Here is a 14,643-nt window from a genome sequence, read left to right as displayed (position 1 = left end):
GGGTCTTACCAGGCCGGAGCCAGTTCGGCCATGCCGCGCGGGGCTTTGGCCTTGTCTTCGAAGGTGACGATCTCGTAAGCGTCTTCCTGCTTGAGCAGCTCGCGCAGCAGCAGGTTGTTCAGCGCGTGGCCCGACTTGAAGGCGCTGTAGTGCGCCAGCAGCGGAAAGCCTGCCACGTACAGGTCACCGATGGCGTCCAGGATCTTGTGCTTCACGAACTCGTCGTCATAGCGCAGGCCGTCGCCATTGAGCACGCGGTAGTCATCGACCACGATGGCGTTGTCCATGCTGGCACCCAGGCCCAGGCCGCGCGAGCGCATCATCTCCACGTCCTTCGTGAAGCCGAAGGTGCGGGCGCGGGCGATGTCGCGCTTGTACTGGCCACTGGAGAAATCGAACTCCACGCACTGGCCGGTCTGGTCCACGGCCGGGTGGTCGAAGTCGATCTCGAAGGTGAGCTTGTAGCCGTGGTAGGGCTCCAGGCGGGCCCACTTCAGGCTGGCGCCGCTGCCTTCGCGGTATTCCACCGGGCGCTTGACGCGCAAGAAGCGCTTGGGCGCCTTCTGCAGTTCGATGCCGGCGCTTTGCAGCAGGTACACGAATGCTGCCGACGAGCCATCGAGGATGGGCACCTCTTCGGCGGTGATGTCCACGTAGAGGTTGTCCAGCCCCAGGCCGCAACAGGCCGACATCAGGTGTTCGATGGTGTTGACCTTGGCTGCGCCCGGGTCACCACCGGGGGAAATGGTGGTGGCCATGCGGCAGTCGCACACCGAGGCCGGCGTGACCGGGATGTCGACCGGGTTGGGCAGGTCAACGCGGCGGAACACGATGCCGGTGTTGACCGGCGCCGGGCGCAGGGTCATCTCGACCCGCTGGCCGCTGTGCAGACCCACGCCCACGGCGCGGGTCAGCGATTTCAGGGTGCGTTGTTGCAGCATGGCCCAGATTATCGCGTTTCGTTCAAGGTCTGTCCTGCGCGCAGGGCATTGGCCTTGTCACAACAGGTGGGTGCGATCACCCCGTGAAAAGCCCAGGGCGTCGAACCAGTCGCCCTTGACGAAGCCCACCACCTTGAACAGCTCGCCCATTTCGTGTTCGCCCAGCAGCTTCTGCACGGCGGCCGTGGCCTTGATCTGGGCCGCGTTCAGGGTGTCGCCCGGTGGGGGCAGCAGGTTCAGCAGGCCGCAGTTCATCAGGAAATGGGCCTGGCTGGTGTAGCCCAGCACGGTCCAGCCGCCCTCCTGGCCCGCCAGCGCCACGCCCGTGAAGTTCACGTGGGTGGTGATGTCTTTGGCGCCCACCTGGTCCAGCGGGTCGGGGTCGGCGCGGTGGGCCTGGTGGCACATCAGGGTGCCACCCGTGCGTTGCGGGTGGTAGAACTCGTCGGCCGGAAAGCCATAGTCGATGAAGAAGGCCGCGCCCTTGTCCATGTGCTGCGCCAGCGTGGCCACGAAGGCTTCGGCCGGGCCATGGGTTTCGACCACGGTGCCGGGCACGAACACGCTGTCGGGCTGTTCGGTGGGCGGGCGCACGCCCTCGGGCAGTTCTTGCTCGGCCCAGGCGAACACGGGGTGCGCATCGGTGCTGTCGGGCGCCAGGGTCACGCCGCGTTCGCGCCATTGCTGGCCGTCGAAATGCAGCAGGTGCACGGGAATGGCGTCGAGCACCTCGTTGCCCACGATCACGCCCTCGAAGCGGTCGGGCAGGGTGTCGGCCCACACCACCTTGTGCGCCAGCGCCGGGTGCGCCTTGACCAGGCGTTCGTGCTGGCGCTCGCGCAGCGTGCCCGACAGGTCGACGATGGTGTAGCGCTGGATGCGGTCGCCCAGCTCGCCCAGCAGCTGCTCGGCCAGGGCGCCGGTGCCCGCGCCAAACTCCCACAGCTGGTCGGTGCCGGTCACCTCCAGCGCCTGCGCCAGTTGCGCGGCCACGGCCTGGCCGAACAGCGGGCTCATTTCAGGGGCGGTGACAAAGTCGCTGCCGTCTTGCGGGCCCTGGCCCAGCACGCGTCGCCCGCCGCTGTAGTAGCCCAGCCCGGGCGTGTACAGGGCCAGCTCCATGTAGCGCTCGAAGCGCATGAAGCCGCCACGCTGGCGGATTTCGTCGGCGATCAGGCGGGCCAGGGGGCTGTCGGGCAGGGTGGTGGCCTGGGCCACGGCGGCGTCGGGGCGATGCGGGGCACTCATGGGCCGAATTGTCGACGCAAACCTGTGCGGCAGCCGCCAGCGGGCCGCGCCCGGGTTGACTACACTGTCATCCCACTTCGTGAGCTGTCATGAATCCTCCATCTCCCACTGTGCGCGTGGCCCTGGTGACAGGGGCGGGCAAGCGCCTGGGCCGTGACATCGCCCTGACCCTGGCCACCCAAGGCTGGGACGTGGCCGTGCACTGCCGAAGCTCCCGTGCCGAGGCCGACCAGACGGCCGACGAGATCCGGGCGCTGGGCCGCCGTGCCACCGTGCTGCAGGCCGACCTGGCCGACGAAGCCGCCTGCCGCCAGCTGCTGCCCGGGGTGGTGTCTGCCCTGGGCCAGTGCGACGCCGTTGTCAACAGCGCTTCGACCTTTGAATACGACGCTGTGGGCAGCTTCACCTATGCCGCGCTGGAAAAGCACCTGCGCGCCAACACCGCGCCGGCCATCGTGCTGGCGCAGGCCCTGGCCGAGCACCTGCAGGCCAGACAAGCCGAAGGTGCGGTGGTGAACCTGCTCGATCAGAAGCTGTGGAATCCCAACCCTGATTTCTTCAGCTACACGCTGTCGAAGGCGGCCCTGGAATCGGCCACCACCTTGCTGGCCCTGGCCCTGGCGCCGGCCGTGCGCGTGGTGGGCGTGGCCCCGGGCCTGACGCTCACCAGCGAATGGCTGCAGGGCGAGAAGTTCCAGCAGCTGCATCAGTTGTCGCCACTGGGGCGTTCATCGAGTGCGGCCGACGTGGCCGCCACCGTGGCCTTTGCCCTGGCCAATCGCTCGATCACGGGCACCACCTTGCTGGTCGACGGGGGCCAGCACCTGCAGCGCTTCGAGCGCGACTTTTCCATGATGTGAGGCCCCAGCCATGTCCCTGACCAAAGGCAACCAGATCCTGACCCTGACCGGCCTGCGTTTCGACGCCAGCCTGGGCGTGCTCGATCACGAAATCAATGCACCGCAGCCCATCCAGGTCGATGCCGAGCTGAACATGGGCAGCCAGCCCCTGCTGCCGCACGACGACGAGATCCTCAATGTGCTCGACTACCGCAAGGTGCGCAGCATCATCATCGAGGAGTGCCGGTCCGAGCATGTGAACCTGCTCGAAACCCTGATCGGCAAGCTGTGCAAGCGCCTGATGGACCTGCCCGGCGTGCTGGGTGTGCGCGTCAAGATCGCCAAGCTGGAAATCTTCGACGACTGCGAAGTGGCCATCCGCATGGAAACCGGGCAGTGGTGAGTTGCCCGGCCTTGTTGGCGAACAGGTCAAGGGGCCACGTTGATGCGCATGGTGCTGTTGAAGGGCGAATCGTGGTTGATCAACATGCCACCCTGGTCGCTGAAGTCGACCAGGCGCTGCACCCAGTTGCGCTGTCCGTCCGTCAAGGCAATGCCCTTGGCGTCCAGTTGGGTGTAAACATCGACCATCACGCCGTTCTTCATCACGAAGGGGCGCTGGGGTGAGGTTTGGAAGGTCTGTGGGTCGTAACGGCTGTAGAGGCCGCCGATTTCACCTTTGTTGTTGAGCATCAGGTTGCCCACCGACACGTCATCGGGCCAGCTCAGCGGAGTGAACCCCCCTGACGTGTTGCGCAGCTCCCAGCCCCAGCCCGGTTCGGCGCGATTGAGGACCAGGAACTGCCCCTGGTTGTTGATCGAAAACGCCTTCGACGGGTCAGGGCCCAACCAGGTCAGCTTGCCGTTCACCCACAGCGCCGCGCGCTCGGTGTAGGACAGCAAGGCGCCCTCTGGGCTCCAGGTTTCGTCGCGCACCATGCCCACCACGTCACCCTGGTCGTTCATCTTCTCGGGGAACGCTTTGCGTGCCACACCGCTGTCCAGAATGGTGAGTGTCCCGTTCTTCCAGATCACGCCCTGGATCTCGTCGCCCCGGGCGAGGCTGGGGGGGCGTGTGCCCAGCACCCAGTTCTGCGCATTCATGTCGATGGGGTCGAAGTAAGCACCGGTGGCGCCGTTGATTTTGGTCATCTTGCCGTTGATCCACACGGCTGGCAGGTCCTGCCCACGGCGTGGCAGCGACGTGCCCTGAAAAACTTGCGTGCTGCCAAGCGCATAGCCTGCCCAGTTGCCCTGGGCGTTACCAGCGGTGGGCCACACCGAAGTGTTCACCTTGACTGCCGGTGCGCTTTTGACATTGCCGGCGGCCCACCGCAAGGTTTGCAAGGTGTAGCGGTAGTCGTAAGACAGCGTGGCCAGGTTGAACGCGCGCGTGGTGCCGGTTTTGGCATGCCCCACCACGGTGCCGTCCTGCGCCATGAACACCGGGTAGCCGCTGGGCAAGATGTCGCCGGCCACCGTGCGGATCGTGCCAAAGCGCTCGATCACGGACACGCCGGTGTAGTTCTGGGCCAGGGTGGGGCCGCACAGCAATGCCAGGCTGAGACCCAAGCCAAGACAGTGTGAGGTGGGCCAAACCCATGCGAGAGGACGCGCACGGTGCATGAGGTGCTCCTGAATGAGTGGTGATTAATGGGGTTGATTATTCTGGGTGGGCGCAAATTCTCGATCGGGTCTTCCCCTGCCTGAAGGGGGCGGGGCGGCGGTACGGGTGGCGCAAGCCGCGCCAATCGGCGAAAATCGCAGGATGAACGACGCTGTCTCCCCCCAGATCCTGAACGCCCCGGGTGCCCCTGAGGGCGTTCCCCCGGGTGCCTCCCTGAGCGAGGCCGACGCCCAGGCCGCGGCCGCTGCCAAACGCCACGCCTTCGAGATGAACAAGCTCAGCAAGCGCCTGCACCGCGAGGTGGGCCAGGCCATTGCCGACTTCAACATGATCGAAGAGGGTGACAAGGTCATGGTGTGCATGTCGGGTGGCAAAGACAGCTACGCCATGCTCGACATCCTGATGAACCTGCAGCGCCGGGCGCCCATCCACTTCGAGCTGGTGGCCGTCAACCTCGACCAGAAGCAGCCCGGGTTCCCCGAGCACGTGCTGCCCGAGTACCTCACCAAGGTGGGTGTGCCCTTCCGCATCGAAGAGCAAGACACCTACAGCGTGGTCAAGAAAGTCATCCCAGAAGGCAAAACCACCTGCAGCCTGTGTTCGCGCCTGCGCCGCGGCATCTTGTACCGCGTGGCCAAGGAACTGGGTTGCACCAAGATCGCCTTGGGCCACCACCGCGACGACATCCTGGAAACGCTGTTGATGAACATGTTCTTCAACTCGCGCCTGAAGGGCATGCCCGCCAAGATGGTCACCGACAACGGCGAGCACACCGTGATCCGCCCCATGGCCTACTGCCGCGAGCAGGACATCGAGCGCTTCGCCGCCCACCGCGAGTTCCCCATCATCCCTTGCAACCTGTGTGGCAGCCAAGACGGCCTGCAGCGCCAAGCCATGAAAGAGATGATCCAGGGCTGGGACCGCAAATTCCCCGGCCGTGTCGACAACATGTTCACGGCCCTGGCCAACGTGGTGCCCTCGCACCTGATGGACCGCCAGCTTTACCCCTTCCAGACCGTCAAGGCCACGGGCGCGCCCGTGCCAGGGGGTGACATCGCTTTCGACGAAGACGAGGGCTGTGGCTCGCCAGCAGACGGCACACCAGGCAGCCTGGGCGCCGGCACGCAGGCCATTTCGCTGACCTCGCTGAAGGTGACACCCAAGGCCGCCTCCAATCCCTTCGAGCTGCCCGATGAGCCCGAAGGCAGTGCCAACCCGCAGCCTGCCGCATGACCCCGCAACGCCTGCTGGCCGTGGCCATTGGCACCAGCGTCCTGATGGGGTTGGCCGGGTGCGCCGGCTTGCAGCAGCTCACGGCCGACGTGAACACGCACGGCCAGTGGCCGGCCAGCCTGCAGGCGCCTCGTTACGTGTTCGAGCGCCTGCCTTCGCAGCAAGTGCAGCCCGAGCAGCAGGCCCGCATCGAGGCCGCGGCCGAGCCGGCTTTGCGCGCCCGCGGCTTTGTGGTCGCCGCGCGGCCCGAAGACGCCCAGGTGCTGGTGCAGGTGTCGGTGCAGCGGCAAACTGGCTACAGCTGGCGCGATGACCCCTTTTACCGCCCCTACGATGGCCACGTCTTCGGCAACATCGGCTTCGGTGGCCTGTGGGGCGGCCGTGGCGGCGTGGGCATTGGCCTGAACTTCGACACGCCCCGCACCACCTTGCAGGTGGGCCTGCTGGTGCGAGACAAGGCCAGCAGTTCCGTGCTGTACGAGGCGTCAGCCTCCACATTGCGACTGGGCTCGGCACCTGACAGCCTGATGGCGCCCCTGTTCCAGGCCGCCCTGTTTGATTTCCCCGCCGTGGCCATCAGCCCGCGGCGAGTCACCGTTCCACTGGCTGCACCTGCCGCATCGACTGCATCGTCGCCCGCAGCCTCACAACCCCGATAAGAAACTCAGATGTCGCTGTCCATCGTGATCATGGCCGCGGGCAAAGGCACCCGCATGAAGTCGTCGCGCCCCAAGGTGCTGCACACCCTGGCGGGCCGCCCCATGCTGTCGCATGTGCTGGCCACCACCGGCACCTTGCAGGCGGCCCAGCAGGTGGTCATCACCGGCCACGGCGCCGAGCTGGTCGAAGCGCAGATGCGCCGCGAGTTCGCGCAGGCGCCCTTGAGCTTCGTGCGCCAGGAGCCGCAACTGGGCACGGGCCATGCTGTGCAGCAGGCCGTGCCGGTGTTGCCTGACGAAGGCATCACCCTCATCCTCAATGGCGACGTGCCCCTGATCGAAGCCGTCACGGCCCAGGCCCTGGTCGATGCCTGCGCAGGCGAGCGCCTGGCCCTGCTCACCATCACGCTGGCCGACCCCACCGGCTATGGCCGCATCGTGCGCACGCCCGATGGCGCCCAGGTGCTGGCCATCGTCGAACACAAAGATGCCACCGAAGCGCAACGCGCCATCACCGAGGTCTACACCGGCATGATGGCCGCGCCCACCCGCTGGCTCAAGCAGGCCCTGGCTGGCCTGACCAATGACAACGCCCAGGGCGAGTACTACCTGACCGACGTGGTGGCCCGTGCCGTGGCCGACGGCGTGGCCGTGGTGGCCGCCCAGCCGCGTGACGAAGTGGAAGTGCTGGGCGTGAACAGCCCGCTGCAACTGGCCGACCTGGAACGCCGCCATCAGCAGGCCCAGGCCGTGCGCCTGATGGAAGCCGGTGTGCGCCTGGCCGACCCGGCCCGCTTCGACCTGCGCGGCAGCCTGGAGGTGGGCCGCGACGTCGAGATCGACGTGAACTGCGTGTTCGTAGGCTGTGTGCAGCTGGGCGATGACGTGCGCATCGGTGCGAACTGCGTGATCCGCAATGCCCGCATCGACGCCGGCGCGGTCATCCACCCCTTCACCCACATCGATGGCGACAAAGACGGCGCCACCGTGGGCGCCGGCTCGCTGATCGGGCCCTTTGCCCGCCTGCGCCCGGGTGCCCAGCTCGGCCGTGAGGTGCACATCGGCAACTTCGTCGAGGTCAAGAACAGCACGCTGGCCGACGGCGCCAAGGCCAACCACCTGGCCTACCTGGGAGACGCCACCGTGGGCGAGCGCGTGAACTACGGCGCGGGCAGCATCACGGCCAACTACGACGGCGCCAACAAGCACCGCACCGTGATCGGCAATGACGTGCACGTGGGCAGCAACTGCGTGCTGATCGCGCCCATCACCCTGGGCGATGGCGCCACCATCGGCGGCGGCAGCACCTTGAGCAAGGATGCGCCCGCGGGCCAGCTCACGGTGGCCCGTGCCAAGCAACTCAGCCTGTCGGGCTGGGTTCGCCCGAAAAAGGCTGCCAAGCCCTGACAAGCACCGAGACGGTCACCATGCACAAGCCGCTAACATCGATGCTCTGTCAAGTTTTGCCCTGAATCCACGTGGACCACTACCAACGCCTGCGGGTCAGCCGAGATGCCCCCCTGGAGGTCATCCGTGCCGCCTACCGTGCCCTGGCCGCCAAAATGCACCCCGATCGGCATGGGCAGTCGGAGGGCGCGAACCATGACATGGCCCTGCTCAATGCGGCCTATGAAGTGCTCAGCGACCCTGTGCTGCGTGCCGATTACGACGCAGGGTTGGCGGCCGCACAGCCCAAGCCGCAGCCCACGGCAGATGCAACACGCAAGGCCACTGAACGCAGTGGCGCGTGGCGCAACACGCGATTCGGCGCCGATGCCGACGACCTGTCGAGCGTGGGCAGCAGCTTTCAGGATGCCGATGCCACTGCATCCACGTTGGAGCAATTCAAGGACATCGACTGGGACAGCTTGAAGGCTGGGGCGCCGGTCAACCCCTGGTTGCAAAAGAGTCGGCTGGTGCCCATGGCCCTGGCCGCCTCATTTTTGGTCGCCTTGGGGCTGGTGTGGTGGGTGCAGCAGATCACCTCCCAGATGGACGCAGAACGAACCTTGTCTGCTCACCTGGGGCAAAAGGGATCGCCGGAGCAGCTGGTGCCACCCGACGTGCGATCGCTCGAGCATCGCGAACAGGAGCTGATGGCCCGTCAGGTGGCCTCAGCCGTTGGCGCTGCAGCACCCCCTGTGGTCTCTCCCTTTGTGCCGGGCGTCGCTCCAGACAAACACCTGCTCGACGGCGAGGCCCTCAGCCTGTCTCTTGACCTGCAGCCCAACATGGCGCTGATGGTGGGTGCGGGGCACGTGTCCTCTGCCACGTCGCCCTGATCGGGGCGGCTCAGTGGGTTGTGCCCTGGGGCGCCTGAAGCGGCAGTGCATGCGAGAACTTCGGCCGGTGCGTTGCAAAGAACGCCCTCACATTGCGCACACAGTGCGCCTGCACGAACAGGCGCTGCGCCACCTGCTGGTAGTGAGGCATGTCCTGCACAGCCAGCACCAGCATGAAATCGGGGCCTGAACCCGTACGCCAACACTGTTGAACGGCGGGTTCGGCCAGGCTCGCCGCTTCAAAACGTGCCATGTTTTCCTGGGTTTGCGGCTCCAAGGTCACCTCCACCAGGGCATGCAAGACAGACACACCAGCCGCCTTGAGCCGGTCATGTGACAGCAGCGCAACCCTGCGCTCGATGTAGCCAGCCTCCTCCATGGCCTTGACACGCCGATGGCAGGTGGCGCCCGACGACCCCGTGCGCTCTGCCAGTTGCTGCACCGACAGTTGGCAGTTCTCTTGCAGCAGGCTCAGCAAATGCCGGTCAAGCGCATCCAGTTGATTGCTTTGATTCATTTTCATGATTTATTGATATTCTTGTTTCATGTTGGTCATGGTATGGAATTTTGATCCAAAAAATGGCATGAAATGGAATGCGCATGTGCTGTGCGCACCGTAGCATTCCCACCGACACACCCGTTACCGGAGTTCAAAGCATGTGCGGCATCGTCGGCGCCATTGGTTCGCGCAACATCGTTCCCGTCCTCACCGAAGGCCTCAAGCGCCTCGAATACCGCGGCTATGACAGCTGCGGCGTGGCCGTGCTGAAAGACGGCGCCCTGCAACGCGCCCGCAGCACCTCGCGCGTGGCCGAGCTGCAAGAGCAGGTGCAGGCCGATGGCCTGGGTGCGAACCTTGGCATTGCCCACACCCGCTGGGCCACCCACGGTGCGCCGGCCGTGCACAACGCCCACCCGCACTTCTCGCATGGCCCGGGCGCCGAGGCCCCCAACACCAAGCCTGGCCACATCGCTCTGGTGCACAACGGCATCATCGAGAACCACGAAGAGCTGCGCGCCGAGTTGCAGGCCCTGGGTTACCTCTTCCTCAGCCAGACCGATACCGAGGTCATTGCCCACCTGGTTGACCACCTGTACGAAGGCGACCTGTTCGCCGCCGTGAAGGCCGCCACCCTGCGCCTGACCGGTGCCTACGCCATTGCCGTGTTCTGTGCCCATGAGCCACAGCGTGTGGTGGGTGCGCGCCATGGTTCGCCCCTGGTGATGGGTGTCGGCGGTGTGGATGCCGGCGAGCGCTTCCTGGCCTCTGACGCCATGGCCCTGGCCGGCGTGACCGACCAGATCGTGTACCTGGAAGAAGGCGACGTGGTCGACCTGCAACCCGGCCGCCACTGGATCGAACAAGCCCAGGCCGGCGAGGGCGGTGCGGTGGCCCACGTGCGCATCAGCGAAGCCCAGCGCCCCGTGCGCACCGTGACCGCCCACAGCGGCGCCGTGGAGCTGGGCCCGTACCGCCACTACATGCAAAAGGAAATCTTCGAGCAGCCGCGCGCCATTGCCGACACGCTGGAAGGCGTGGAGGCCATCACGCCCACGCTGTTTGGCACGCAGGCCGAGCAGGTGTTCAGCCAGATCGACCGCGTGCTGATCCTGGCCTGCGGCACCAGCTACTACTCGGGCAGCACCGCCAAGTACTGGCTGGAAAGCATCGCCAAGATCCCGTGCAATGTCGAGATCGCCAGCGAATACCGCTACCGCGACAGCGTGCCCGATGCCCGCACCCTGGTGGTCACCATCAGCCAGTCAGGCGAAACCGCCGACACCATCGCGGCCCTGAAGCACGCGCGCAGCCTGGGCATGGAGCACACCCTGACCATCTGCAACGTGGCCACCAGCGCCATGGTGCGCGAATGCAAGCTGGCCTACGTGACCCGTGCGGGCGTGGAAATTGGCGTGGCCTCGACCAAGGCTTTCACCACCCAGCTGGCCGGCCTGTTTTTGCTGACCCTGACCCTGGCCAAGCTGCGTGGCCACCTGAACGCCGAGGCCGAAGCCAGCTACCTCAAGCAGCTGCGCCACCTGCCCGCCGCGCTGCAGGCCGTGCTGGCGCTGGAGCCGCAAGTGGTGGCCTGGGCTGAAGCCTTTGCCCGCAAAGACAACGCCCTGTTCCTGGGCCGTGGCCTGCACTACCCCATTGGCCTGGAAGGTGCGTTGAAGCTCAAAGAGATCAGCTACATCCACGCCGAGGCCTACCCCGCCGGCGAACTCAAGCACGGCCCCCTGGCCCTGGTGACCGCCGAAATGCCCGTGGTGGTGGTGGCCCCCAACGACGTGCTGCTGGAAAAGCTCAAGAGCAACATGCAGGAAGTGAAGGCCCGCGGTGGTGAGCTGTACGTGTGCGCGGACGGCGACACCCACATCCACGCCGAGCCCGGCATCCACGTGATCCGCATGCCCGAGCACTACGGCGCGCTCAGCCCCATCCTGCACGTGGTGCCGCTGCAGCTGCTGGCGTATCACACCGCCTGCGCCAAGGGCACCGACGTGGACAAGCCGCGCAACCTGGCCAAGAGTGTGACGGTGGAGTGATGTGACTTGACCGCCTGGTGCCTGGCTGAGGTTCAGGCGCTATGCGAAGAACAAAAGGGACCTTTGGGTCCCTTTTGTGTGTGTGGCCACTGCCAGCTCACGGCCTTCTCTGAAGACCCGTGGGCATCCTTCGCTGGAGGCTCCTCTTACCTCCGCCCCGCCAACGGTGCCAACACCTCTCCTCGCATCTCGGACAACAACCCTGCAAACTGAATGGTCATCCGGTCCTCATAGGGGGCGCCGATGATCTGCACGTTGACCGGCAGCCCTTCCGATGTTCGAGCGACCGGCGCGCTGGTGGCGGGCAGGCCCAGCACGGTGGCAGGGGCAATCCACATGAAGAGGTCGCTGTAATGCCGGGAGCGACCATCGACCTTCAGCTTGCGTGTGGCAAACAGCGAGGCGTCGTGGGGGAAGGCTGTGGTCATCGTGGGCGGAGCCAGGATCACGTCGTATTGCTCAAAGGCGGCCGTGAACCGCTCTCGCAGAACGAGCGAGTCTTCGAGCACGTTCAGCCAACGGCTGTGGCTCATGGTCATCCCCTCCACGAACTTGTCGATGCATTGGGGCGAACTCATGAACCTCGCCAAGGTCCGCAGCAAAGCCGGCGTCCAGCCCATGGCCGGCGCGACCATGCCCTTTGCCATCCGCTCGCCTCTCGTCAGCCAGGCCTTCATCAGTGCCCCCATTTGCAAGGTGTAGTTGGGGTACAGGTCCATGAGTCCCAGGTTCGCAGGGGCTCCCCGGCTCACTTGGGCCCCTGCTTGTGACAGTTGCGCGGCCAGATCCCCGTATGCGCTGGCCAAGCGCGAATCAATGGGGCAATCGTCGTCGTCTGTCCACATCAATACCCGGAAATCAGCCAGGCGATCGTACCGAGGTGGCGGAAGATCCAGTCGCCAGCCGGGCTGCGTGCCCGGTGGAGGCACCGTGATGATGTGCAGCAAAAGCGCGAGATCGTCGGCGCTGCGCGCCATGGGGCCGGCAACCCCGAGGTCCGGCTCCCCAATGTGCCCGGGGGCGCCTGGGATGTGGCCGCGCATCGAGATCATCCCGTGCGTGGTCTTGTGCCCATAGACCCCACAGAAGTGCGCTGGAATGCGGATCGAGCCACCGATGTCGCTGCCGACTTCCAAGGGTGTGAAGCCGCATGCAAGTGCTGCGGCCGCGCCACCCGATGAGCCACCCGTGGTCAGCTCTGGCGCCCATGGGTTGCGGCTGAGACCGTAGACGGGGTTGTCGGTCTGGATGTCCAGCGCCTTGTAAGGCACATTGGTCTTGCCAAAGATGATGGCGCCGGCCTGCTGCAGCCGCTGCACCACGGGCGCAGGCTGCCGCGGGTGGTGGTTGGCGTACTCGGGTGCGCCCGCGGTACAAGGCATGCCGGGCACTTCCCAGGTGTCCTTGATCGTCATGGGCAGACCGTGCAAGGGCCCCCAGCATTCGCCCCGACGGATGGCGGCATCCGCCTCATCGGCACGTCTGCGTGCCCGCTCAATGTCAAGCGCAACCACGGCATTGACGGCGGCATTGCGCTCATTGATCCTCAACAGATGCTGCTCCAGCAGATCGCGGCTTCCCAGGCGTCCCGCAGCCAAACCCTTGGCGAGCTCCCTGGCGCTTTGCAGATTGTCGGTGGCACTCATCCTGGGCAGTCCTTCTCGTTGGCGACGCGGGATTGTGGGCGCGCGGCGCGCCACGGCGTGAGAGACTCCGCGGCCATAATGCTTGTCAATTTCGGCCAACCATCCACGACCGATGCCCTCATCCGAAAACAGATCTCTGCCCGCAGTCACGGTTCCTGCGCTGTTCACGCGCAGCTACCTGGCGCTGGCAGAGGAGCATGGGCATGCGCGACAGCAGGTTCTGCGACGCGCGGGGATCTCGGCTTCGCATATCGCATCGGGACATGAGCTGTCGTTGCCTGAGTACCTGCGCCTGCTGAGTGCCGTCGGCGACCTGCTGGGGCCACAGGTGTGCATTGGCGTCGAGATGGGCTGGCGGATCCCACCGACCGCGTTGGGGCCGTTGGGCGCAGCCGTGTTGTCCTGCCCGACAGGGCGCGAGGCCCTGGCCTTGTGTCGCCGTTTCTGGCGCTTCTATGGCATCGGGGTGACGCTGGGCATCTCGACCGACGACGATGTGTGCACGCTGTCTTTTCAAACGCAGCCAGCCGTGGTCCCGGCCGCACACCGCCAAACGGTGTTGGAGGCCATGGTGGCTGGCTTCGCACGGGGCATCCTGGGCCTGCACCGCGATGCGTCAGAGGGCATCGTCATCTGGTTCGATGTCGACACGCCACCATGGGCCAGTTCTGTGCGCGATCGTTTGGGCAACGTCCACTGGGGCATGCCGTCATGCTGCATCCGTTTTCCCGAGCACCTGCTGGATGACCCGCTGCCGAACGCCAGTGCGCTGGGATTGAACGATGCATTGAGCCAATGCGAGACGCTGGAGCGCCTGCAGGGTAAGCACACGGACGACATTGCAGAGCGGGTGCGACACGAGTTGGTGTGGCAGGTTGATGGCTACCCCAGTTTCGAGGCCGTGGCCGAACGGCTGCACATGAGCACCCGAACCTTGCGCCGTCGGCTGCGAGAGCAAGGCGTGGGCTACATGGACCTCCTCAACATGGCGCGCCGCAGAGATGCCCTGTCGTTGCTGGAGCGCCCAGTGCTGGAGGTGGCGCAGATCGCTCAGATGCTGGGCTATGCCGACCCTGCGAACTTCACCCGCGCGTTCAGACAGTGGACAGGGCTCACGCCCAGTGCCTGGCGAGCAAGGCTGCCTTGAGCGGCCCGCCACGGCTTGCAAGCAGCTGGTTCTGGCGGTCAGCCAGGCTTCATCAAAGGGCTCAGCGATTCATTGGCTCAGGTTGGCCGGTTCACAGCGCGGTCATCCGGGGGCGCTGCGGGCCGCCCTTCTGAAGGACACAGGAGCTACCGATGCCAATTCATCGGGGTTTCAGCGCTGAAGGCCAAGTGGAGGCCTACTATCGGTGCAGTGCGGCCGTTTACCAAGCAGTGGCTGCTCAAGGCTGGATGCAGTCGGTCGCCCCTTGGGGCGGAATGTCGGCTCCGGCTGACAGCGGCTCTTCGAAAGGTGTATGGCCTCACGCAACGCAGCATTCCACGAGTTCGCCTAGGAAGTGCAGTAGTCCGCCAAGGTGCTGTAGGACGAGAGAGCTTGGGCACGCGTCCTGGGGTAGGTGCCCCGTCCGCTGCAGTTGCGGCGGCAATGTCTCGGCAAAAGGCTTTCAGGCGC

The 14,643-nt window shown here is 65.6% G+C and carries 12 protein-coding genes and 1 pseudogene; 8 read left to right on the top strand and 5 right to left on the bottom strand.

What is annotated here, in order from left to right; translation table 11 throughout:
- Positions 1-5: 5 nt before the first annotated feature.
- Complete coding sequence (gene lpxC, locus EYS42_RS08230; RefSeq protein WP_130967667.1) at positions 6-941, bottom strand: UDP-3-O-acyl-N-acetylglucosamine deacetylase; 936 nt, start codon at positions 939-941, stop codon at positions 6-8.
- Positions 942-998: 57 nt separating this feature from the next.
- Positions 999-2,189: a class I SAM-dependent methyltransferase gene (locus EYS42_RS08225; protein WP_130967666.1), complete on the bottom strand. Its 1,191-nt coding sequence runs from the start codon at positions 2,187-2,189 to the stop codon at positions 999-1,001.
- Positions 2,190-2,278: 89 nt separating this feature from the next.
- Here EYS42_RS08225 and EYS42_RS08220 point away from each other — a divergent pair, with 89 nt between their 5' ends.
- Positions 2,279-3,049 carry an SDR family oxidoreductase gene (locus EYS42_RS08220; protein WP_130967664.1) on the top strand — a complete coding sequence of 257 codons (771 nt, stop codon included), beginning with the start codon at positions 2,279-2,281 and terminating at the stop codon, positions 3,047-3,049.
- Between the two features lie 10 nt (positions 3,050-3,059).
- On the top strand, positions 3,060-3,431 hold the full coding sequence (locus EYS42_RS08215) for a dihydroneopterin aldolase (protein ID WP_130967662.1): 372 nt from the start codon (positions 3,060-3,062) through the stop codon (positions 3,429-3,431).
- Positions 3,432-3,457: 26 nt separating this feature from the next.
- Here EYS42_RS08215 and EYS42_RS08210 read toward each other — a convergent pair whose 3' ends face one another.
- Positions 3,458-4,600 carry a hypothetical protein gene (locus tag EYS42_RS08210; protein ID WP_130967660.1) on the bottom strand — a complete coding sequence of 381 codons (1,143 nt, stop codon included), beginning with the start codon at positions 4,598-4,600 and terminating at the stop codon, positions 3,458-3,460.
- A 223-nt stretch (positions 4,601-4,823) separates the two neighbouring features.
- Here EYS42_RS08210 and ttcA point away from each other — a divergent pair.
- The 4 genes and pseudogenes from ttcA to EYS42_RS08190 all read left to right on the top strand — a co-directional run.
- Positions 4,824-5,747 (top strand): annotated as a pseudogene (ttcA, locus tag EYS42_RS08205) (tRNA 2-thiocytidine(32) synthetase TtcA); the annotation flags it as partial.
- A 137-nt stretch (positions 5,748-5,884) separates the two neighbouring features.
- Positions 5,885-6,547, top strand: a complete 663-nt coding sequence (locus tag EYS42_RS08200) for a DUF4136 domain-containing protein (protein ID WP_130967656.1) — start codon at positions 5,885-5,887, stop codon at positions 6,545-6,547.
- 9 nt (positions 6,548-6,556) lie between these two features.
- Positions 6,557-7,954: a bifunctional UDP-N-acetylglucosamine diphosphorylase/glucosamine-1-phosphate N-acetyltransferase GlmU gene (gene glmU / locus EYS42_RS08195; RefSeq protein WP_130967655.1), complete on the top strand. Its 1,398-nt coding sequence runs from the start codon at positions 6,557-6,559 to the stop codon at positions 7,952-7,954.
- A gap of 71 nt (positions 7,955-8,025) precedes the next feature.
- Positions 8,026-8,829, top strand: a complete 804-nt coding sequence (locus tag EYS42_RS08190; RefSeq protein ID WP_245503564.1) for a J domain-containing protein — start codon at positions 8,026-8,028, stop codon at positions 8,827-8,829.
- Between the two features lie 10 nt (positions 8,830-8,839).
- Here the strand turns inward: EYS42_RS08190 and EYS42_RS08185 are convergent, their stop codons facing one another.
- Positions 8,840-9,352 carry an Lrp/AsnC family transcriptional regulator gene (locus EYS42_RS08185; protein ID WP_245503563.1) on the bottom strand — a complete coding sequence of 171 codons (513 nt, stop codon included), beginning with the start codon at positions 9,350-9,352 and terminating at the stop codon, positions 8,840-8,842.
- A gap of 134 nt (positions 9,353-9,486) precedes the next feature.
- On the opposite strand from EYS42_RS08185, the gene glmS reads away from it, so the two are divergent.
- Positions 9,487-11,379 (top strand): glutamine--fructose-6-phosphate transaminase (isomerizing), encoded by a 1,893-nt coding sequence (glmS, locus tag EYS42_RS08180; protein WP_130967651.1) that lies wholly within the window; start codon positions 9,487-9,489, stop codon positions 11,377-11,379.
- 146 nt (positions 11,380-11,525) lie between these two features.
- On the opposite strand, the gene EYS42_RS08175 is transcribed toward glmS, so the two are convergent.
- Positions 11,526-13,025 carry an amidase family protein gene (locus EYS42_RS08175; protein ID WP_130967649.1) on the bottom strand — a complete coding sequence of 500 codons (1,500 nt, stop codon included), beginning with the start codon at positions 13,023-13,025 and terminating at the stop codon, positions 11,526-11,528.
- 112 nt (positions 13,026-13,137) lie between these two features.
- Between EYS42_RS08175 and EYS42_RS08170 the strand changes: the two genes are divergently transcribed.
- Complete coding sequence (locus EYS42_RS08170) at positions 13,138-14,172, top strand: AraC family transcriptional regulator (protein ID WP_130967648.1); 1,035 nt, start codon at positions 13,138-13,140, stop codon at positions 14,170-14,172.
- Positions 14,173-14,643: the final 471 nt, after the last annotated feature.

The sequence above is a fragment of the Aquabacterium lacunae genome, assembly GCF_004310865.1.
In the GTDB taxonomy this organism is placed as follows: domain Bacteria; phylum Pseudomonadota; class Gammaproteobacteria; order Burkholderiales; family Burkholderiaceae_C; genus Aquabacterium; species Aquabacterium lacunae.
This window is presented reverse-complemented; position numbering and strand designations above follow the sequence as displayed.